24 protein-coding genes are annotated in these 21,571 nt (G+C 35.8%); 7 read left to right on the top strand and 17 right to left on the bottom strand.

Features of this window, described 5'->3' with window-relative positions; all coding sequences use genetic code 11:
- The first annotated feature begins 221 nt into the window (after window positions 1-221).
- Window positions 222-1,520 carry a CitMHS family transporter gene (locus tag ACRPLY_RS10055; RefSeq protein WP_274862737.1) on the top strand — a complete coding sequence of 433 codons (1,299 nt, stop codon included), beginning with the start codon at window positions 222-224 and terminating at the stop codon, window positions 1,518-1,520.
- Window positions 1,521-1,869: 349 nt separating this feature from the next.
- Here the strand turns inward: ACRPLY_RS10055 and ACRPLY_RS10050 are convergent, their stop codons facing one another.
- Together ACRPLY_RS10050 and ACRPLY_RS10045 are read right to left on the bottom strand one after the other, a co-directional pair.
- The gene (locus ACRPLY_RS10050) at window positions 1,870-2,706 is read right to left on the bottom strand and encodes a hypothetical protein (protein ID WP_432231808.1); all 837 of its coding nucleotides are present in this window, start codon (window positions 2,704-2,706) and stop codon (window positions 1,870-1,872) included.
- A gap of 97 nt (window positions 2,707-2,803) precedes the next feature.
- Window positions 2,804-3,403 carry a hypothetical protein gene (locus tag ACRPLY_RS10045; RefSeq protein ID WP_432231807.1) on the bottom strand — a complete coding sequence of 200 codons (600 nt, stop codon included), beginning with the start codon at window positions 3,401-3,403 and terminating at the stop codon, window positions 2,804-2,806.
- A 215-nt stretch (window positions 3,404-3,618) separates the two neighbouring features.
- On the opposite strand from ACRPLY_RS10045, the gene ACRPLY_RS10040 reads away from it, so the two are divergent.
- A complete protein-coding gene (locus tag ACRPLY_RS10040) occupies window positions 3,619-3,819 on the top strand; it encodes a cold-inducible protein YdjO-related protein (RefSeq protein ID WP_144634986.1) in 201 nt (66 codons plus the stop codon).
- Between the two features lie 233 nt (window positions 3,820-4,052).
- On the opposite strand, the gene ACRPLY_RS10035 is transcribed toward ACRPLY_RS10040, so the two are convergent.
- From ACRPLY_RS10035 to ACRPLY_RS10020, 4 genes are all read right to left on the bottom strand, one after another.
- Window positions 4,053-4,253 carry a cold-shock protein gene (locus tag ACRPLY_RS10035; protein WP_028414801.1) on the bottom strand — a complete coding sequence of 67 codons (201 nt, stop codon included), beginning with the start codon at window positions 4,251-4,253 and terminating at the stop codon, window positions 4,053-4,055.
- A gap of 945 nt (window positions 4,254-5,198) precedes the next feature.
- Entirely contained in the window at window positions 5,199-5,477 is a 279-nt protein-coding gene (locus ACRPLY_RS10030) for a hypothetical protein (protein WP_274862741.1), read from the bottom strand.
- Between the two features lie 74 nt (window positions 5,478-5,551).
- Entirely contained in the window at window positions 5,552-6,742 is a 1,191-nt protein-coding gene (locus ACRPLY_RS10025; RefSeq protein WP_432231806.1) for an MFS transporter, read from the bottom strand.
- A 348-nt stretch (window positions 6,743-7,090) separates the two neighbouring features.
- The gene (locus ACRPLY_RS10020) at window positions 7,091-7,369 is read right to left on the bottom strand and encodes an ArsR/SmtB family transcription factor (RefSeq protein WP_274862743.1); all 279 of its coding nucleotides are present in this window, start codon (window positions 7,367-7,369) and stop codon (window positions 7,091-7,093) included.
- Between the two features lie 283 nt (window positions 7,370-7,652).
- On the opposite strand from ACRPLY_RS10020, the gene ACRPLY_RS10015 reads away from it, so the two are divergent.
- Window positions 7,653-8,531 (top strand): LysR family transcriptional regulator, encoded by an 879-nt coding sequence (locus ACRPLY_RS10015; RefSeq protein WP_186807059.1) that lies wholly within the window; start codon window positions 7,653-7,655, stop codon window positions 8,529-8,531.
- Between the two features lie 179 nt (window positions 8,532-8,710).
- Here the strand turns inward: ACRPLY_RS10015 and ACRPLY_RS10010 are convergent, their stop codons facing one another.
- From ACRPLY_RS10010 to ACRPLY_RS10000, 3 genes are all read right to left on the bottom strand, one after another.
- The gene (locus ACRPLY_RS10010) at window positions 8,711-9,130 is read right to left on the bottom strand and encodes a MarR family winged helix-turn-helix transcriptional regulator (RefSeq protein WP_302892949.1); all 420 of its coding nucleotides are present in this window, start codon (window positions 9,128-9,130) and stop codon (window positions 8,711-8,713) included.
- Between the two features lie 235 nt (window positions 9,131-9,365).
- Entirely contained in the window at window positions 9,366-10,553 is a 1,188-nt protein-coding gene (locus ACRPLY_RS10005; protein WP_432231805.1) for a CynX/NimT family MFS transporter, read from the bottom strand.
- Window positions 10,554-10,990: 437 nt separating this feature from the next.
- Window positions 10,991-11,482 carry a hypothetical protein gene (locus tag ACRPLY_RS10000; protein ID WP_053001464.1) on the bottom strand — a complete coding sequence of 164 codons (492 nt, stop codon included), beginning with the start codon at window positions 11,480-11,482 and terminating at the stop codon, window positions 10,991-10,993.
- Between the two features lie 259 nt (window positions 11,483-11,741).
- On the opposite strand from ACRPLY_RS10000, the gene ACRPLY_RS09995 reads away from it, so the two are divergent.
- Window positions 11,742-11,909, top strand: coding sequence for a gamma-type small acid-soluble spore protein (locus ACRPLY_RS09995; protein ID WP_154973990.1), 168 nt, complete (start codon window positions 11,742-11,744; stop codon window positions 11,907-11,909).
- A gap of 51 nt (window positions 11,910-11,960) precedes the next feature.
- On the opposite strand, the gene ACRPLY_RS09990 is transcribed toward ACRPLY_RS09995, so the two are convergent.
- Entirely contained in the window at window positions 11,961-13,001 is a 1,041-nt protein-coding gene (locus ACRPLY_RS09990; RefSeq protein WP_367076932.1) for a zinc-binding dehydrogenase, read from the bottom strand.
- Between the two features lie 298 nt (window positions 13,002-13,299).
- Window positions 13,300-13,794, bottom strand: coding sequence for a lactoylglutathione lyase family protein (locus ACRPLY_RS09985; protein ID WP_047750190.1), 495 nt, complete (start codon window positions 13,792-13,794; stop codon window positions 13,300-13,302).
- Window positions 13,795-13,937: 143 nt separating this feature from the next.
- Between ACRPLY_RS09985 and ACRPLY_RS09980 the strand changes: the two genes are divergently transcribed.
- The 3 genes from ACRPLY_RS09980 to ACRPLY_RS09970 all read left to right on the top strand — a co-directional run bounded on the left by ACRPLY_RS09980 (window position 13,938) and on the right by ACRPLY_RS09970 (window position 15,976).
- Window positions 13,938-14,273: a winged helix-turn-helix transcriptional regulator gene (locus ACRPLY_RS09980; protein WP_432231804.1), complete on the top strand. Its 336-nt coding sequence runs from the start codon at window positions 13,938-13,940 to the stop codon at window positions 14,271-14,273.
- Window positions 14,274-15,340: 1,067 nt separating this feature from the next.
- On the top strand, window positions 15,341-15,544 hold the full coding sequence (locus ACRPLY_RS09975; protein ID WP_098315342.1) for a helix-turn-helix transcriptional regulator: 204 nt from the start codon (window positions 15,341-15,343) through the stop codon (window positions 15,542-15,544).
- Window positions 15,545-15,976, top strand: a complete 432-nt coding sequence (locus tag ACRPLY_RS09970; RefSeq protein ID WP_432231803.1) for a branched-chain amino acid ABC transporter substrate-binding protein — start codon at window positions 15,545-15,547, stop codon at window positions 15,974-15,976.
- 271 nt (window positions 15,977-16,247) lie between these two features.
- Here the strand turns inward: ACRPLY_RS09970 and ACRPLY_RS09965 are convergent, their stop codons facing one another.
- The 6 genes from ACRPLY_RS09965 to ACRPLY_RS09940 all read right to left on the bottom strand — a co-directional run bounded on the left by ACRPLY_RS09965 (window position 16,248) and on the right by ACRPLY_RS09940 (window position 21,549).
- On the bottom strand, window positions 16,248-16,484 hold the full coding sequence (locus ACRPLY_RS09965; RefSeq protein WP_432231802.1) for a hypothetical protein: 237 nt from the start codon (window positions 16,482-16,484) through the stop codon (window positions 16,248-16,250).
- Window positions 16,485-16,591: 107 nt separating this feature from the next.
- Entirely contained in the window at window positions 16,592-17,911 is a 1,320-nt protein-coding gene (locus ACRPLY_RS09960) for an MFS transporter (protein ID WP_432231801.1), read from the bottom strand.
- 93 nt (window positions 17,912-18,004) lie between these two features.
- Entirely contained in the window at window positions 18,005-19,153 is a 1,149-nt protein-coding gene (gene dgoD, locus ACRPLY_RS09955) for a galactonate dehydratase (protein ID WP_013058319.1), read from the bottom strand.
- On the bottom strand, window positions 19,140-19,802 hold the full coding sequence (locus ACRPLY_RS09950; protein ID WP_432231800.1) for a bifunctional 4-hydroxy-2-oxoglutarate aldolase/2-dehydro-3-deoxy-phosphogluconate aldolase: 663 nt from the start codon (window positions 19,800-19,802) through the stop codon (window positions 19,140-19,142). Before ACRPLY_RS09950 ends, dgoD begins: the two co-directional genes overlap by 14 nt.
- Before the next feature lie 17 nt (window positions 19,803-19,819).
- Window positions 19,820-20,773, bottom strand: coding sequence for a sugar kinase (locus ACRPLY_RS09945; RefSeq protein ID WP_432231799.1), 954 nt, complete (start codon window positions 20,771-20,773; stop codon window positions 19,820-19,822).
- Between the two features lie 17 nt (window positions 20,774-20,790).
- On the bottom strand, window positions 20,791-21,549 hold the full coding sequence (locus ACRPLY_RS09940; RefSeq protein ID WP_224980436.1) for an IclR family transcriptional regulator: 759 nt from the start codon (window positions 21,547-21,549) through the stop codon (window positions 20,791-20,793).
- Window positions 21,550-21,571: the final 22 nt, after the last annotated feature.

Here is a 21,571-nt window from a genome sequence, read left to right as displayed (position 1 = left end):
GGAATTCACGTTAGCTTTTTTGTAAACCCTTACATTTATTGTAGGAACAGGTTTTACAATAAATTCTAAAAGGTACCTACTTATTTTTAATCACAAATAATTGTGAAAAGAAGCTTTATAATAAAGAATGATAGTTAGATAGTTTCATGATAATTAAAAAAAGTATGACATTAAAGATAAACAAGAGGGAAAATGAAAGAAAGTTCTAGAGGGGGTATAATATGTTAACATTTTTAGGTTTTTCTATGATTGTAGTATTCATGTATTTAATCATGAGTAAGCGCTTATCTGCTTTTAGTGCATTAACAGTGGTTCCTATTATTTTTGCTTTATTGGGCGGATTTACTGATTTAGGTCCAATGATGATGAAAGGGCTTGAAACCATTGCTCCAACAGCAATTATGATCATATTTGCCATTCTCTATTTTGGGGTGTTAATTGATACAGGATTATTTGACCCATTAGTAGCGAAGATTATAAAGATGGTTGGCGGTGATCCTCTAAAAATTGTAATGGGTACTGCAGTACTTTCTTTAATAGTTGCTTTAGATGGTGACGGTACCATTACATATCTAATTGTAGTAACTGCATTTCTCCCACTATACAATCGATTAGGTATGAATAAACTTATCCTAGCCTGTATTCCTGCATTAGCAATGGGTGTTATGAATTTGACTCCCTGGGGTGGTCCTGCTGTACAAGCTACGGCGGCTGTAAAAGCAGATGTAACAGACTTGCTATTACCACTTATTCCTTCTATGATTGCAGGAACTATCTGGATTTTAGGGGTTTCTTATTTCCTTGGACAACGCGAGCGTAAAAGACTTGGAGTTATCAATATAGATACAGAATTTAATAATGAAATTGCTGCAGCTCTTGATGTAGGAATGGATGCATCAATAAAGCGTCCAAAATTATTTTGGTTTAACTTAGTTTTAACACTTTTACTTCTTACTGCTTTAGTTCTAGGGTTCTTACCATTACCAGCTTTGTTTATGATCGGATTTGCTATCGTGATGATTGTTAATTACCCAAATTTACAAGATCAAAAGGAACGCTTGCATGCTCATGCAGGGAATATATTAACGGTGGTTTCCATGATATTTGCTGCAGGTATATTTACTGGAATTATAGATGGAACAGGTATTGTTAAGGCTATGGCGGATACTTTAATAGCAGTTATTCCTGACGCTCTTGGCCCCAAATTAACAGTAATAGTTGCGCTTATAAGTATGCCATTCACATTTTTTATGGCAAATGCCCCTTTCTATTTCGGGATTATTCCTATTATGTCTGAAACAGCTGCTCACTTTGGCATCCCTTCAATAGAAATTGGTCAAGCTTCTCTACTAGGACAACCCTTGCATCTACTAAGTCCACTTCAAGGTTCTATCTATGTCTTAGTAGGACTTCTTGGTATCGATATAGGTGATCACATTCGTTTTGCTGCCAAGTATGCCATTGGAACAGCATTAGTTATGACGATTGTAGCTGTTTTATTTGGAATACTCTCCATATAAGTCATTTATAGTAACAAAAAAAGAGAGCTGACTTTTTAAAACAGCTCTCTTTTCTCATCTGATTTAACGAGTTTTTCTCTATTCATGCTACCGAAAACGTTCGTAAAGGTGTAAGTATGAAAGGAGACGTTCATAATTTATTTTAAAACTTAAACGAACGATAGAAATAGCAGGTTTCTTATAAAACAGAAAAGTCCGTAAAAATATACATTTACGGATGCTGATTTTCAATCTGATTTCAAATATTAAAGGAATAAAGTCAGGTTTTTTTATAGATTGTTAATATTTTTATAGAAAAATAGCATAACCGAAACTGCAGCCTCGGCTATTCCCCCCCTGTATTCCCCCTCTAATTATTATAAGCATCCATCTGCTCATTGTACTCATACTGAACCATTTCAAAGTCATAGCTCCATCTGCTTAATGCGTTTTCCATTTGCGTTTGTTTCACTTCACTATCAACCGCTACGTTCTTCAACTGATTGTAAGCTGACGTTTGCTGCTGCACCTCATAGTCTTGCATTTGATAGTCATCTTTCCACCTTTGTTCTGCATTTGATTTAATTGTACTAGCTACATTGCTTGGATTAAGATCAAGAACAGGGTTATGAAAACTACCTGATGATGCAGTTTCTTTTTTAGGTTCTTCTTTTACCGGCTCTTCTTTAGCAGGTGCAGGTGTTTCTTTCGCTTTAGCCAGTGCCTTTTCAGTTTCTGCTTTTGCCTCTTCCGCTTTCGCATTGGCCGTTTTCACTTCATCTTTGGCTTTCGCGACTTGATTGTTAGCTTCCTTCAATTGTTTTGTTAACTCAGTTACCTTAGCATTCGCACTATTTAATTTATCCCCCGTTTTTTTTAAGTCATCTTTCGTTTCTTTTAAGCTGCGTTCACTTTTAGTTAACTTACTTTCAAGTGCTTCCGAATCCTTTTTACTAGCTTCTTTTTTATCTTTTGATGTAGACTCTGCTTTCTTCAGCTTTGTTTTGCTATCCGCTAGCTTAGCTTGAGCGTCTTTAAGAATAGACTTTGTGTGTTCAAGGGAAGACTCTACCTTCTCTAGTCTTGCTTCGCTTTTATCGAGTTTTTCTTGAACTTCTACTTTTTGTGATGTCACTTCTTTTACTGATTCTGGCGTAAGCCCAAAGCTGATAATTAGAGCAGTAAAGATAAGAGCAATACATGCCACAGGGACTAGTGCCCATGCCCACCACTTACTAAATAACGTTTTAAAGAACCCTTTTTACTCCTCTTGTCTCGACATTCTCTTTCCCCCATTATTTGATTTAATCAATACGCACTTCTAAACTATTTAACTTGCTTGCCAGTTCATTATCTTTTTCATTTGTGGTCTGGGAATAAGTCTGATAAGAACCAGAAGGATTTAGGTAAGTATTCATATTTTTGACAGCCGTATAAGCATCAAGAGCGACAGCGTATTCACCTTTAAACTTAGCCGGAGGATTCTTTAATTTATCCATTGTCTGGCCTAACGAAGTCATGGTAGCTTCTACCGTGGCTAAGTCTCCATTCGTATCATAAGATGCCATTTGAGCAGCTAAGGCCATGTTAAAATCTGTATAGTGTTGACCATCGACAGTAGCTCCATCATTCCATATAGCCGCATGCCAAACTTCTGTATAACCATTAATGATGTCTTCCATCATTGAGCCAGCAGCTACCATTTGGTCATAGACTGACGACAAATTCTCTTTATATTTTTGCTCGGCCTTTTTCTTTTGCTCTGCTGCTACGCGTTCTTGGTGATTATGATAAGCACCAAGCGAAGCAAATGCTGCAATAATGAGCACAAATGTCAAAACAATAAGCCTCAGTTTTCTTTTCTTTTTTTCTTTTTCTCTGTCTTCCTGTGCTAAATTACTCACATTCATTCCCCCTCTTAACAACATCATATTACGATTGGAATATTTTTAACTCATAATATAAAAAAAGAAGCAGGGAACTTTCCCTGCTTCTTCTCACTTCACTCTTATTTTCAAATATGAGATCGATGCTAATGAAATATGAACGAAATAAAAGATATAAAGTATTTATGCTCTCTTTATAAGGTATACTTCTAAAGAGAGGAGCAGTGATTAATATGCATTATAGTAAAAGAAATCAAGAACCTCCGATTCAAGAGGAAACAGAAATTTGGGAATGTACAGTAGAAGAGTGTAAAGGCTGGATGAGGAAAGACTTCTCTTACGATAGTCATCAGAAATGTCCTTTGTGTAAAAGTCAGATGGAAGCTAAAAAACGGCTTATTGATAAAATCCCCCGTAATCCGCATAGAAGATAATATAAACCTATGCTTTCTAAAAGATTAAACACTATTTATCCATAAAAAAGGCTTGGTTCATCTTTGCTTTCTATTTCTATTGTATGTTATAACTAGTTAACCTTGTATCAATCGTCTTGTCTAAAACCCAGGCTTTTTCAAAGCCTGGGTTTTCTATTGAACCAATAGTATGCTAATTATGAGACCATAAAAAAAAGACCCCTTCATAGGAGTCTTTTTTTTATCACTTTTGATTATGCTTTGTGAACGTTAGCAGCTTGTGCTCCGCGTTGACCTTGCTCGATATCAAAAGTAACTTTTTGACCTTCTTCTAATGATTTGAAACCTTCACCTTGAATAGCACTGAAATGAACGAATACATCTTCTCCGCCTTCGATTTCAATGAAACCGAAACCTTTGTCTGCATTAAACCATTTTACTGTACCTTGTGTCATAATGTTGCCTCCTGCTGTGGAATACTCCACAAATGTATTACTAATCTTGCCCAAACATACTATTTCAAGATAAAAACTTCTACTTAGGGTTTTTTCTTTTCTCAATATACCGAACAAAAATAAGTTATCTATAGTATAACATATAGTAGGATTGATAGCAAACAAGAAAAATATCCCCTTCAACAAGTTCTACCTATTCATCTTTCCCCTACCAAGACTTATGGTAGGCATATGTAGCATAGCTTATAAATGCTCGAGCATATTGAATATGTATATATCTCCATTTATTATAGCTATTCATGATAATTCACTATTTAACCTTTCTTATAAATAAAGGATATATGTAATCCAAAAAACACCTGTTAACTTTACTGAATTATAAAGAGGCTATTGGGATATTCTAATTAGGGAAGAAGGAAAACAAGTTATTGATTACAACTAATCATTACAAAGCTTCTTACATTTGGGATGAGGTGTCTACAGCAGGCCTATTTCAGAAAACCTTATTGTAAATCGATGTATGTTTGATTCATAAGGGGATGGTAGTCATGAACGTAGTAAGAATATATATAATGGGTAGACAATAATATTCATTTATCACTGTACAAATGAGGTGTTTGTCCCAGACCAAGAACGATTTCGTTCACATTGTATATTTTTTTAGTTCAATGCTTAAATGAGGTGTTTGTTAAAGAGAATATACTTTTTCAAGTTACTGTTTCATTAGGCAATGGAATTACGTAAATGAGGTGTTCCTTAAAGATCATATGCTGCATTAAAAGCTGATTTTTCCTTCTTCACATGACGGGATGCATAATCGTTTGCATCTCGTTTTTGTTATACATAATATCTAAGGTATACTTGTTTATTTGTATGTAAGGCTTCCATTAAGGTGTACAGAGTTTTCTACATAGGCTTTCTTTAATTGTAACCGTACCCTGTTACTCAGTAATCATCACCGTAATCTACTGTGACAGACACTCCTTTTTTCTTCTCTTTACCATTAGCATATCCGTGGACTAATACTGTACTTAAATCTTCTCCACCTAAAAATTCAACATCTTTGGGAACAAAATCAATGTCTTCTTCGTCTTTCATATACGTAGCCTCTACTGTTGAAGCGAGTTTACTAATTTCCTTCTTATCCATTTCAATGGATGGTTTATGAAGGAACAAAATGAGGTTAAGCGGTTTAATCGATGTTCGCTTTGTATAGTGATTCAAAACAAAAAAATAGCCAACGTAAAAAGCCACTTGTATAAAACAAGTGGCCTTTTGCTACGTTAGATATGAGACTTTTATTTTTCTATACAAAGATTACTCTGAGTTTGTTTGGTCTGTTTTCGTTTAGATAGAACGTTGTCGGCAACAATTACTACGACAGAAACGGCAAGAGCAAAAGCACCAATCCAAGGAATATAATTCAACAAGCCATTTTTGACAGCAACACCGCCGATACCAGCTCCAGCTGCCATTCCAAGTTGTCCAAAAGCACTGTGTAAACTAAGCACAATGCTTGCTGCAGCAGGAGCAAGGCTTATAAGCTGAAATTGTATTGGCGCGCCGGAAGACCAAGCTGAAAGAGCCCAGAAAATAAGCAATACATAGAAAAGAAAAGCAAATTGACCGATAAACGGAAATAGCAGTAGTGCAATAGCATGGAGTAATATTCCTCCAGTTAATGTACGAAATGATCCCCACTTATCTGTACTAAAACCTCCTAATTTGGATCCAATAGCGCTAGCAATACCAAATATAAAGAGAGCTGTAGTTACCCCTTGATTGCTCATTCCGAATGTATTTAAGAAATACGGTGAAATGTACGTAAATACAATGGAATATGAACCTAACCATAGAAACGTAATGAGCAAGTATGCTGAGATACGTGGTTTCATAAGAAATTTAAACTGCTCACGCAAAGGTACAGGTTCTTCAGCAACTGTTTTTGGTATAGTAAACGACGCTAAGGCGGTGAAAAGTAATCCTACTAAACCAAGTCCAATGAATATTACATTCCAATCATAATGCGAAGCCACAACTCTTCCTATAGGTACACCTACAACCAAAGCAGTACTTTGCCCCGTAACAACTGTAGCAATCGCACCTCCCTGCTTTCCTGGAGCTGCTAAAACTGCAGCAAGGGTTAAAAGCGTAACTTGAATAACGCCGGCACTAAGGGCAGAGATGATTCTAGCTGCCATTAGCATTTCATAACCTGTTATAATCGCAATAAGAATATTGATGACAGAGAAAACGGTTAAAGCATAGACAAGAAGTTTTTTTCGTTCCAGTCGAGCAGTCATAGCAATTAGAAAAGGTGTCCCTGCTCCAAAAGCTATTGAGAACACAGTAATTAGCTGTCCTGCAGATGAAACTGAAATGTTATTGGCCTCAGCAATTCTATCTAAGATTCCGGCAATAACATATTCTGATGTACCATTAAGAAAACTAATGGCAGCTAATAAATAAATTTTCCATATATTTGACAAAATAAATCACACCTTTTGTTTTTATATTTCGGTATTTCTAGAAATACAGATTTAAGTTCATAAATTAACCGAGTATTTGAAAAGTTCACTGTAAAGAGCTGATTTTTGCATATAGCAAAGTGACCTTTACAGTTTCTTAAAAAATGTTTTATAAAGGTGACACACCATGAATTTAACGCGCTTATGATAACGATAAGTGATTTGCTTTAGCCTTTTTATCTAAAGTACCAGTAATGGATATACTCATAATTTAGATGAGGATACCTATTAAGCAATTTAGCCATAATCCAGACAAGAAAGATCATACCTCTTATTTCTATATTTCCTTAAGTATAGAAATAAGAGAAATTACTCCATCACATATGGAGCATACTTTTCAATTAACTCACGGTCTAGGCTGTAGTATATATATGTGCCTTCTTTATAAGTACTCAGAAGTCCGCAATCAGTTAATTGTTTTAAGTGATGGGATAAAGTTGATCCAGCAATTGATTCAAGTTTTGTCCCAATATCCGAACAACATAAAATTGCTTCATTAGCAAGCAAACGAGCAATTTTTAATCGTGTTGGTTCACCGAGTGCTTTATATATTTTTATCGCTTGCTGTAACTTCGAGTTATTCTCCATTGTTAGCACCCCGCTTTCCTAAATCAATTAGATACATCATATGAGTACAAGCTAACATTACAGTAGCAAATACACTATTGAGATCTCATTTACTAAAGCCAAATGCACTTTAAAAATAAAATTTTCAAAACAGTACTATAAGCACAAATGAAAATAATTTATTACAATCGCTAATCCTAATTATCTTCGGTTAATTTCTTGAAGTTTAATTCTCTTTCATGATACATTGGATTCTAATACAAATGAAATGCATATTAATTATACAGGAGATAACAAAATTGATATGAATAAATCACAAATTGAACTTATTGTCCGGATATCAGAAACAGGAAGTTTTACAAAAGCCGGTGAAGAACTACATATGACACAACCTGCGGTAAGTCGTGCTGTAGCAACAATAGAATCGCAACTAGGAACGAAGTTAATCAAGAGAGATAAGAAGAATGGATTATCTTTTACAGATGTAGGAGAGCGCATATTAATTACTTTTAGAACAATCCTGAGTGAATTACAAAAAGTAGATGAATTAATTGTGGCTGAACAGGGGTTAGAAATTGGGAAGGTACACATTGGCGCTTACCGAACTGCTTGTACTAGGTTTATTCCTAAAATCATACGTACAATGGAAAGTCAGTATCCTGGTATAGAAATCAAGCTTTCGGAAGGTAGTGTAGATCAAGTAAAAGAGTGGTTACGTTCCAAATGCATTGATGTAGGAATTATTATTCCTCCTGATAAAGATTTTGATACCGTACCTTTGATAAAAGATCAACTGATTGTACTTATGCACTCAAGCAATCCTTTATCTCAGAAAGAAACAATAAGTATTCCTGACCTACAAGGTGAAGATATACTAATTGGAAAATGCGGTTATGAGGTACAGATTCATGCTTTATTCAACGAGTATAACTTGACTCCTAAAGTACGGTTTGAAATGGATTATATAGAGACAGGATTAAGTATGATACAAGAAGGGTTAGGAATTACCATTACAACGAAACAAAATATTTGGTGGTTGCCAGACCAAGTCGTTTTTCGTGAATTAAAACCAGATACGTTTAGAGATATCAATATAGCAGTGCTAGATATGAAAGATACATCCAAAGCAACAGATGCCTTTATTCAAACAGCTCTCACTCTTTTTGCTCAAGAAGATGCTTAAATAGCACTTAAAGAAACATGTGTTGCTATTTAGTGCATATAAAAAAGACAGCCGGTTGATTCAAAAAGTGGCTGTCTTTTTTCTTTCTACTATTTTTAATCGTTGTTGATCAAACAAAAGGATGATGGAAGAATCCTTATAGGATCCTGATTAGAGAAAGGAATATTCAGTAACACGGCTTATTGTATACCGTTATATACCTTGTTTAACAATGTCTTTAACTGAGTATTTTCTTCATCACTTAATTGACGCGTGACGAAGAGGTGAGCGTCTTTAACTAAAGGTGAAAGAGTTTTCTTTAACTCTTCCCCCTTTTCTGTAAGAAATAGATAGTGTAAGCGACGATCTCGTTCACTGTACGTTCTTTTTATGAGTCCTTTTTCCTCCATCGCATAAATCATGTCTACAATAGTTGTTTGTTTCTTATCAATTGCTTCTGCTAGTTCTGTTTGGGTTATCCCTTTGTGAGAGTCTAGAACACTAATGATGCTCCATCGTACTGGAGTCATGCCATAAGGTTTGAGCTTTTTCTTGAAATAGTTCATTGCTCTTACATCTGTACGATGAATAAGATGGCTTGTTAAATCATGTAAATCCATAACGTCACCTCAGAAAGATAGAAAAATATATCTTTAGCTAATAATCGAATAATATAAAGTCTTATTAGTAGGCGATACCCACGCGTGATTCTATATAATCGCTACTATTTATCTGATCAAATGCATTCATGGGATCTCCCCCTCTTACACACAGTAATATCACTCTACGTTTTAAAAGTTGTTATATGAGCTTTCTCAAAAGTTAAAATAAAAACCACGATTTACTTCGTGGTTTTTATTTCACAGGTAGGCCCTCTGCTTTACCCTTAGCTGGTTTGGTAATTTTCCACCCTAACAAGATGGCAATGAATCCTAAAATTATAAGAAGATATAACGTCGGAACGAAACTTCCTAGATAATCACGCAGAAATCCAATTATGAACGGGCCGACTGCACCGATCATATATCCAATTGCTTGAGTCATTGCTGACCAAGTACTTGCTTCCATAGGGGAAGATGCCATATCTAATGGTAACAACAAAGTTAGCGACACAAGACCACCGGCACCAACTCCTAAACATATACTTGAAACAATAGGTGTTACGTTTGTAAAACATAAAAGGGATAAACCAATTATTATACTTAAGGTAAAGGCTGTAATCCAAAACCTTCTGCTCGGTAGCACTTTTAAAAGATTAGGTAATAAAAAAGTAGCTGGTAGCTGTGCAATCATAGCGATTGTCCCTACAAGACCACCAAATGCTGGTGTCCACCCTTTTTCCTCTACAATGGCTGGTAGCCATGCTGAAAAACAATAAAACAACAGAGTTATAATCCCAACAAAAGAAGTTAATAGCCAGGCTTTTTTATTTTTTAACGGTAAAGAAACCTTCGTCTTTTGTGAAAAATTACTCGCAGGAATACGAGATGGTTTTATTACCATAAGCCAAAGTGGAATAGCGAGTAGCGCAAGAATACTCCAGAATGCTAATCCATTTTTCCATGAGTTATTGAACCAGTGTTGAAGTGGTGTTGTTAACCCAATAGAAATAGATGCACCCACTACCATTGAAGTAGAGTATATGCCTATCACCGATGCTGCCTTGTCAGGAAAATGACTTTTAATGAAACCAGAAAGCAAAGGGCTTACAACACCAATTCCTGCACCAATTAATAAAGCCGTTATTAACAGGTAAATTGAGGAATTTGTAAAGGCCCTTAGAAACGTTGCAATACCTATGCAAGTTATAGCAAAAGTAATCATCTTCTCTGGTTGATAGCGATTTGCTAAACGACCAGCAAATAACGAACAAAAACCAAAACATACCAAAGGAATGGAAGTGAGCAAACTAGCTAAAGTTGAACTCATACCTAAATCCTTCGTTATTCCATGCAATACTGGGCTAACTGAAGTTAGACCCGGCCTAAGGTTAAATGCAGCTAGTATAAGTGCAAGTAGAAACAATTTATGACGATTGACCATACTAATTACCTCCGGTTGATTTCTTGAAGTTTAATTCTCTTTTATGGTACATTAGGTTCCAACATAAATAAAATGCATATTAATTATATGGAATATAACAAAATTGATATGACAAAATCACAAATTCAACTTATTGTTCAGATATCGAAAACCGGAAGTTTTACAAAAGGCGGTGAAGAACTACATATGACACAGCCTTAAGTATGGTACAAGAAGGATTAGGAATTACGATTACAACGAAAAGAAACTACTTGTCACTGCCAGAACAAGTAGTTTCTCGAGAGTTAAAGCCCAACACGTTCAGAAAAATTAATATAGCAGTGCTAGGAAAGGTACATCAAAAGAAACGGATGCCTTTACCCAAACGGCTCGTGCCCTGTGTACTGATGAAGATGCTTAGATATTTTTATCACTTACCCAATAAAGGAATGCTCCTATTAATGCTCACCATTATCCGGCTTTACCTCTAGTTTCTTCGACATTATAAACTCACTCATATGTTGAAAACCATATAACAGAAGTTGTCTAACAGTCAAAATGGTTACGTACTGAAAAGGATTAATTTTCTTAAGCTTAAAGATGCTGTCCTTTTTTAATTTAGGTACAACTACAAATGTAAATGTAGTATGAATCATAAAGTTTACAGCTATATACAGAGGCAATTTACGGTATGTGGATTTAAGCACCCACATAGATACAGTAAAAAAGGGCCCCCATGTCCACACATCTTCACCAGGAATTTTCGGATGTATACTTTGTTTAAAAGACCAAAAATTCTTTCTCTTAGCATAAGAATTAAGGTATTTAGTTACCATACAAATAGCAATGGACGCTGGAAGAAAACGTTTAAAATCTTTGCCTTTCATAAATGAAAAGCTGGACCAACAAGTGATAACTAACAGTATTAAAAATAGTCTATTCTTTTTCATGATTTTATACACCTCTCTATTTTAAGGTGTACATCTATTCTAAAATTACACAACGAATTATCTTAAGAGCATGCTGCCTAAGGATTATAATATATAATCGGTAAAAATTTGAACAACCTATTGACGATGTTTTCTTGTACATGTTGCCTCATAGTGATATGCCCAATATTTCCTGAAATTTTCAATTTTTTCTTACCAGGTACTTCTAAGGATACTGTCTCTCCACTTGGATATATTAATTCTTGTGGAGGTGATAGTAATGGAAAACAAATACTCTAACAAGACAACTTCAGGAACAGATGTACAACACGTGAAGCAAAAGAATGCTCAAGCATCTTCTGGCAAATACGGTACGGAATTTGCTAGCGAGACTGACGTACAACACGTTAAACGTCAAAACGCTCAAGCAAACAAAAACCAAAAATAATGTTAAAAGGGTTCTTTCATGCTCGTTGAAAGAACCCTTTGTGATACAAAGTTATTCTTCGGGAAGTAATAAAATCTTCCCTAACTTCCCTTTATTTTTAAAATACACTTGGGCTTCTTTTGCTTTGTCTAAAGGGAAAATTTTATCAATAACTGGTTTAATTTTCCCCTCAGAAATTGCCTTAAGCATATCTTTAAACTCTGCTCTCGTTCCCAACACAGATCCATACATTGTAATATGTTTTAGATACAATGTTCTAAAATCAAAATTTGTATGCTGACCACCAGCAGAACCTGAAATGCAAAATTTCCCTCCGTTTTTTAAAACTTGAAGAGATATGGAAAACAAAGCATCTCCTACAACATCTAGAACGGAATCGACCGGACCTCCGTTCAGTTCTAAAATGTCTTCTGAAAGAGTATCAGATTTATATGATAATACGTGTGTGGCTCCCAATTCCTTAATTCTTTCTTGATTCTCTAAGTCCCCCGTGATTGCAATAACTTTAGCACCAAAGACTTTAGAGGCAATCTGTACATTTAATGATCCCACACCACCATTTGCTCCAGTTACTATCACTGTCTCACCTGGTTGAGCTTGAATTTGGTTGACCATGTGCCAAGCAGTTAACCCACTCACCGAAAAAACAGCACTTTCTGAATAGCTTGATAGGGGCATGTCAAAGCAAAGTTCAGCAGGCCAAACCACATATTCAGCATAACCACCATCGTATTCTGAACCTATAAAGGACATATCATCAGCAATATGTTCGTACCCTTCTTCTCCGCTAGATATAAAAGGGAATAACACAACGTCTTTTCCCACTATAGACTCCTCTACTAACTTTCCTGCTTTTACTACTTTTCCCGTGATATCAGATCCTGGTGTACGTGGAAACTGGACTCCTTCCGGTCGCCATCCAGATTTTGAGTCAGTACCGTAAGCACCCTCTCTCATCCAAATTTCTGTATTGTTAATAGCACAGGCCTTCACTTTTATAAGAACTTCATTTTCTTTCGGTTCAGGTATAGGAATTTCTACTAGGCTTAATTTACTTACGTCTCCATACCCTGTTACTTGTACAGCTTTCATAGAACAGTCCCCTTCTTTTTTACGAATATAGTTTTTAATATATTTCATACGGCTGCTTATAGTTTAGAAAAAAACATGCATATTTCATTATGCACTCTTCTTTCTATTATCATCAAGTTTGGAGTCAGTATACTTTTACGGCCTTTTCTTTTTACTTCTGTTTCGCAGTGTCAAAAACCATTGGATCATTAAATTTAGAAATATTAATAAACTCTCTTTTTTATTGTTTTGTAACATGGCGCTACCATATAATAAAAAACACCAGCAAAAGATTTTGCTGGTGGAAAGAGATTATTTATTAGTAAGCGCCTTGTGAATAAGTTAACTCATAGCTATGCGTATAAATTTCAAAAATATTTCCAAATGGATCTTCTACATAAACCATTTTATATGGTTTTTCTCCTGGGTAATATTCTCTGATAGGCATACGTTGTTTACCACCATGTTGCTTAATTTTCTCTACAAGACCTTCAATATCTGGATCCTGAATGCAGAAATGGAAAATTCCTGTTTTCCAATACTCAAAGTTATTTTCAGGTTTTTCATTTTCAGGGAACTCAAACATTTCTACGCCAATTTTATCTCCCGTAGCTAAATGTGCAATTCTGAATTTATCCCAGTCGTTCCCAAATACATCTCGACACATTTGACCGATAGGTGTGTCATCATTTTCTACATCTGAAGGTTCCATAATAACGTACCAACCAAACACATCAGTATAGAATTTAATTGCCTCATCTAGGTTAGGTACTGAAAGACCGATATGAGAAAATGTTTTAGGATATGTGAACATAATTTATATTCCTCCAATATTTTTAATAATTTTAGTGTTTGCTGTCGAACACATAAATAGTGTATTTCACAATTTTAAATTATGGAAGAACGCACTTTTTTGTAAGAAACTAACCTAAAGGTAAGAAAGGACTGAAGAATGAAATGAGCACTCCGATAGACGATACAGGAAAATTAAAATGTTCTATTGAATATACATTAGGAAAAATAGGTAACAAATGGAAAACGGTGATCCTATGGCATTTAGGCGTAGACGGGACATTAAGGTATAGTGAATTACGTCATTTGTTACCTGGTGTGAGCCATAAAGTAATGACGAAACAATTAAAAGAACTTGAGCAAGATGGCTTAATTAATAGGACTCAGTACAATATTGTACCACCTAAAGTGGACTATTCCTTAACCAGCAAGGGAAAAACGTTAATGCCCATCTTAGACCTGATGCATACATGGGGGAAAGAACATGGAGAAGGTTTTTGATTAGAGAGCTTTGACAAAAATATTTGCCTATCGTAAAATACTCTAAATCTTGGGAATCAATTAAGAACTGGTATATAGGAAGCAATACCGTTAAAATGTAATCTTGTACATATTAAATTAAGTTGTACTAAGGGTTATACAGTATTAGGAAATCTAACTCACCCTTAAAAGTGGTTAAGAGCATCAGAAAATGAGATGGTCGAAAGCTTTGAGTGAAGATTAGAACTTGAATAACGTTATAAAAAAGCAACCTCGGCATGGAGTGGCCAATGAACAAGGTTGCTTTTTTATAAGGGTTTGTTCATACGTATCCGAAGTATTGAAATATAAGTATATTACCATTTTATGTATTTAAAGGATATTTTTAACGTGTTGCTGCATATGAATAAAAGGTGCGCTTTTTATGCATCATCTCTTCAACTACTTGTAAGGAAAAATTCGTCATATCAAGGATGTATAAAAAGCTGAATATTCTATAAAAGTGACCCTTGTAGAACCCTTACTCCCATAAGGGTTCTCTTTTTTCGTGTTTTCCGGAAAGAGTGTTTATGTAAACTAGCAATGAATATCGTATTCATTCATTTCTCTCTCTTTATAATGTGTTAAAATGTAATTATAAGGAATAAGAGGTGAATATAGTTATGTTTACAGCTTCAGTAGTAACAGCTTCTATTTTAGTTTTAGCTTGGATTGTTGGACAAAGAGAGCAACGACAATAATTTTATATGTTATCCGTACGCAGAATTGAGATGATTATAAATGAATAAGAGAAATATGTTAGTCAAATTAATGTTTTTGTTAAGCTTACTTTCTGTAATGGTCTTTAGCTTTATTTTAAAGCAGGGAGTAACTGCATTACTTGTATCTGCTATTTTCATTGGATTAGCAGGGATTTTTATGAAAACTAAACCTACAAATAAAGACAGCAGCTAATTCTATATTGGCTGCTGTCTTTATTTGTTTTCTAGAATATGGATTATGTAACTTTAATTCGAGGTTTATGTAACATATATATTGAATAATGTAATATATATGTTACATTTGAATTAGGAAGGAATTGGTTTATATTGAAAAACAATGTAAAAATATTTCGTGTACAGGCTGATTTAACTCAGCATCAATTAGCTGAAAAAGTTGGTGTTACTCGTCAAACCATTAGTCTAATTGAAAAAGGAAAATATAATCCTACATTAAAACTTTGCTTAGAAATATGTTATGCAGTCAATAAAACCTTAGATGAGATTTTTTGGATTGATCAGGAGGAGATTTAAATGAAAGTAATAACAGACGAAAGACTTGTTATCAAAAACTTAAAGAATATTCGTTTTGCGTTTGCTTTTCAAACTTTGGCACTTGTGGGAATTGTAATATACGACGGCATTACGAAAGGATCCAATAATATTACCAACAATCCTATATGGCTAGTCTTGATACTTACTAGCGTTATATTAGGGTATTTGAACTTGAGTATTTCTGTTGACTCCTATGAAAATGAGAAACAAATTAGAAAAATGCCTTATTACTTATTAGTACTATGTTGTTTAGCTGTCGGAGTTATTTTTGGCTTACTAACAAAGATAACATCTGATAATAGCTTGGCTGATAGTATAATAATTGGTTCAGTTATATTTTTATGTTTTTTAGGAACTTTTTCATTTGGTTATTTTTTAATAAAAAAACGGTCTAAAGATGATGAAGAATAAATCATAAATACTTCCTATAAGAGGTTTTATGGTAACTAGAAAAGACTACTTAAACATATACTTTAACACCGGTATATATAGAGGTGTTAAGTATGGGCGTATCTTTTTATAATGGTCAAATATGCGTTGAAGGGATAATTTGCGGATCGTTTATAGAAATAGGCATTACTTTTATAGCCCTATTCGTCATATATGTTACTTACGAAGCAATCTATAAAAAAGACCGTCCATAATTTCTAAAATTATGGACGGTCTTTGATTTGCTTATTTGTTAATCTTGACTAAACGTAAATCGCTCTTGATAGCTTCTATTGCTGCCTTTTTCTTTCCATGTGATCACTACTTCTAGCTTCTTAGCTTTTTCAGACAGTGGGAAATTCGCAAAGTAAAAAGGTTCTTTATCGTCTCTATCCAATGTTTCTCTTTCTGAATGAACAATTCCATATTTACTAGTAGAATTTTTTTCATCTCTAAAAAGTTCAATTCTTACATCAGATGCATCATTCAAAATTTATGCCCTTTCTTTAATAGGGTTTTTAAGGATTCTCTTTTAATCCCGCCATAAATAATTCCAGATGTAGGATTCCTATAAAAACTATCAGATTATAAATAATCTTAAACAATATCTCGATTTAATTTTTCATCTTTAACCACTTTAATTCTTTCCACTTTTCCTACAAGGAAGATGTACGAAAGTGCTCCTAAAAGGGCCAATGCCGCTATGAATACTAGCGCTGGAGCAAAGTTTCCTCCTTTAGCTAAGAAACCAATAACAATTGGAACGATGATAGAAGCTAAACCTCCGATAAAGTTAAAAACTCCCCCTGTCAGACCCACTAAATGTTTAGGTGCTAGCGTCGAGACAAACACCCACGTAATAGAAGCCAGACCATTTCCAAAAAACGCAATAGCCATAAACATGATAATGAGAGATGTGCTATTTACATAATTGGCTCCGATAATTGAAGTTGATAAAAGCAGACCTACGATAATCGGTGTTTTTCTTGCAATACCTAAAGATACTCCTTTTTTCACTAAGGCGTCAGATACAAATCCAGATAATAATACTCCTACAAATGCTGCTAAAAATGGAGCTGATGCTAAGAATCCTGATTTTAAGAAATCTAACCCTCTGTATTCCACAAGGTACGTTGGAAACCAGGTAAGGAAGAACCATAAAGTAGAGTTGACGGCAAACTGTCCTAAGTAGATGCCCCATAGCTTTCTGTGAGAAAAGGCTTCTTTAAGATTTCCCCATTCGAACTTTGCTCTTTCTCCTTTCGTATCAGCAGCTTTAACTAAGCCTCCACCTTCTTCGATATGCTGTAATTCTGCTTTATTTACATTACTATGCTGAGAAGGATCACGATAAAAGATATACCATATAATGCCCCATGCTATACCAATAACCCCTGTAGTAATAAACAGACCTCTCCACCCTAAAAAGTGCTGAATGGTCACCAATGTAGGTGTTAAAAATGCTAGCCCTGCAAACTGTCCTGAAGTATAAAAAGCAATAGCTGATGCTCTTTCCTGATTCGGGAACCAGCTGGTGACTACTTTATTATTGGTCGGAAAAGCCGGTGCTTCGAATGCTCCTGTAGCTAGACGCAGACCAAAAAGACTCACAAATCCCTTAGTAAATCCTTGCAGCAGCGTAACAATAGACCAGGTAATTAAACTAAATGCATACGTAGCACGAGCGCCAAAGCGGTCAGCCATTACCCCTCCTGGTATTTGTAAAGCAGCATAAGCCCATCCAAAGGCTGAAAATATGAGACCCAGTTCTACTGATGATAGCTTTAAATCTTTGGACATGGCTGTGGCGGCTACAGAAATATTACTTCGATCCATATAGTTGATGACAACGCTTACGAAAATAAATGCTAAAACACGAAATCTAACGCGAGTCGGCTTTTCGCTATACCCCTTCATTCCCTTATCCCCCTGTATATAACTAGTTTAAAAAGAAGATCTGACTAACGGTCATTTATCAATCAGATCTCCCGTACTAAAATGATTTCCCCTTTACCATTCCGCTACAGAACCGTCTTTATGACGCCATACTGGATTGCGCCAATTATGACCGATATCAGCCATTTTTCTAACATGGTCTTCATTAATCTCAATACCTAAGCCAGGTCCATCAGGAATCTTTACGAATCCTTCTTCATATTTAAATACATGGTTATCAACAATATAATCTAGTAAATCACTGCCTTGGTTGTAGTGAATGCCTAAGCTTTGCTCTTGAATAAATGCGTTGTGGCACGTTGCATCTACTTGAAGACACGCCGCTAATGCAATTGGTCCTAACGGGCAATGAGGCGCAGCCGCTACATCAAAGGCTTCAGCCATCGAAATAATTTTCTTACACTCTGTAATTCCTCCTGCATGTGATAAATCCGGCTGAATAATATCAACGTATCCGTCCGTTAAGAGCTTTTTAAACTCCCATTTTGAAAACATTCTTTCTCCTGTGGCAATAGGAATGGATACGTGATTGGCAATTTCTCTTAGCGCCTCATTGTTTTCGGGCAAAACCGGCTCCTCGATAAACATTGGACGATAGACCTCTAATTCTTTAGCTAAAATTTTTGCCATTGGCTTATGTACTCGTCCGTGAAAATCAATACCTATTCCTACATAAGGCCCCACTGCTTCTCTGACAGCAGCAATACGTTCTACTACTTGATCAATCTTTTCATATGAATCTACGTATTGAAGCTCTTCTGTTCCATTCATTTTTACCGCTGTAAATCCTTTTGAAACCACTTCTCTTGCTGCTTCGCCTACATCTGAAGGGCGGTCTCCTCCAATCCACGAATATACTTTAATAGATTCTCTTGCTTTTCCGCCTAACAGTTGATGTACAGGAGCATCGTAATATTTTCCTTTTATGTCCCACAATGCTTGATCAATTCCTGATATCGCGCTCATTAAAATAGGTCCGCCTCGATAGAAGCCGCCTCGGTACATAACGTTCCAATGATCTTCAATATTTAGTGGATCTTTGCCAATAAGATACTCCATCAGCTCATCTACTGCAGCTTTAACGGTAGAGGCTCTTCCTTCAATAACAGGTTCTCCCCACCCAACAATTCCTTCGTCTGTTTCTATTTTTAAAAATAACCAGCGTGGCGGCACTTGAAACAATTCATAATTAGTAATTTTCATGTACTTTTTCCCCTTTCGTTATACCATTAACTGCGGCTACGTATGCTTTAGCCTTTTGTTTTAGCTCCTGCAGGTATGCATGAGTAATTTCACGATTTGTATCAACTAAAGAACTTCCAATCCCAAACCCTACAGCACCTGCTTCTTCAAATTCTTGAATATTATCTAAGCTCACTCCTCCTGTTGGAAGAAGTGGAATATGGGGAAGCGGCCCTCGAATATCTTTAATATAGCTAGCACCCAGCCTAGCAGGAAATACTTTGATAATATCTCCCCCATTTTCAAATGCCGTTAGGATTTCAGTAGGTGAAAAAGCACCAGGGATACTAACCGCACCGTATCTTTTTGTTAGTTTAATCGTCTCCGTGTTAACAGTTGGAGAAAGGATAAACTTTGCTCCTGCTAAAATAGCTGAACGTGCTGTTTCAGGGTCAAGCACTGTACCTGCTCCTACTAACACTTGATCACCCAGCTCTGTAGAAACCTCTTTAATGGCTGAAAGTGCGTCCGGCGAATTTAGAGTAATTTCGATATTTTTTACACCGCCGTCATTAAGCGCAGAAGCAATTTTCACTACATCCTGCGGTTTGGCTCCTCTAATAATCGCAACGATTTTATGCTCTAATAAATGTGATAAACTATCCGTCATGGGTAAGCCCCTTTCTTTTATCGTATAACGTCTTCTTTTGTAATCGCATTCATAAATTCGTAAAGCTCTTTCTTATCAGGCAAGCCTTCAATATCACCCTCTACGGTTACAACCATAGCTCCTATAGCACACCCTCTTCTAACTGTTTCTTTTAAAGAGGATTTATCTATTAATCCCGATAGTACCCCAGCGGCGAACCCATCACCAGCTCCTACTGGATCTATCACTTTAGCAACTTTAAAGCCTTCTACGTAAGCGGATTCATTTTTAGTTGAATAATAAGCTCCTTCCTCACCTAGCTTAATAACAACTAGCTCTGCACCTAATTCATGAAACGCTGATGCAATGTCTTCAGGGTTATCCTTCTCAAATAAAAACTGACCTTCATTCACTCCTGGTAAAATAACATCTGCATATGTAGCCATTTTAATGAGAGTTTGACGCGCAGTTTCTTCATCCCAAAGCGTCTTGCGTAAATTTGGATCAAACACTATTTTTACACCATTTTTTTTAGCTGCTTTCATTGCTTGAAATACAGCTTCGTGGCAGGAATCGCTTAGCGCAGGTGTAATCCCTGTCACGTATAAGTATTTGGCAGAAGAGATGTACTCTTCATTCATATCATGCGGATTCATAAAGCTTGCTGCTGACCCTTGTCTGTAATAAAACACTTTACTGTTCATTTCATTTGTCTTTTGCTTTAAAAAAAGACCTGTAGGAGCATGATCATCAAATATTACATGTCTTACATCTATTCCTTCTCCTTTAATACTTGAAAGAACCCGCTCTCCTAGCTCGTCTTTTCCTAATCGGCTAACCCATCCCGTTTGATAACCTAGTTTTGACAGGGCGATTAACGTGTTGCTTTCTGCCCCAGCAATTTTCGAAGAAAAATCTTTAGCATATCGCATCTTTCCATTCGAGTGTGGGGTAAACAGAATCATTGTTTCCCCCATGCTTATCACATCCATTTTACCCCTCTTTTCATTTATCTCTTCGCCTCTTCATATCCAGCAATAAAAGATATATTAGTCGCTGTTTGAAGCAGCCTTTCTACAATAAAGTCTTTATGCTTCAGCATTCTTTCCTTAGGACCAGCTACACTAATAGCAGCTTGAATGCTTCCCTTTGCTCCAAATACAGGTGCAGCAAGGCAAAATAACCCTTCTTCATTTTCTTCATCATCAATTGCATAGCCCATTTGAACAAAAGAATCTAGATTGTCATTAAGAACTTTTTTATCTGTAATTGTATAGTCCGTAATAGGCAGCAGCTCCGTATGTTCAAGCAGCTGCTCTCGCTGATCTTTAGGAAGAAAAGCTAAAAAGGTTTTTCCTAGTCCTGTACAATAAAGCGGCTTTCGGTTACCAGGCTGAGCGGTTGTTCTAATAGAGCGGTTATTATCAATCTTAACAACATAGACCAATTCTCCATCTGACAGCAAGGCCATAAACACAGTTTCCTGAACATCCTCCATCAGCTTCTTTAAATACGGTTTTCCCTCAGAAGAAATATCCAATGATTCCATAGCCGCTGTTCCAATTTGAATTAGCTTTGGCCCTAGCTTATACCTTTTTAATGAGTCCTGATTCAAATACCCTTCATTATGAAGTGTTCCCACAAGATTAAACGTACTGCTTTGCGGAAGCGAAAGTAAGTCACTAACCTCTTTTACTGTTAATCCCTCGGGATGTTGAGCAATCAATTCAAATACCCTTAATACACGTTCTGCTGATTTTACTGACATGAAGAAATCCCCTCTAAATCAC

Origin of the sequence: Priestia sp. TGN 0903 (genome assembly GCF_050846855.1) — a bacterium.
GTDB classification, from domain to species: Bacteria; Bacillota; Bacilli; order Bacillales; family Bacillaceae_H; genus Priestia; species Priestia zanthoxyli.
The sequence above is the reverse complement of the archived record's forward strand: the minus strand, read 5'-3'. Positions and strand labels throughout refer to the sequence as shown.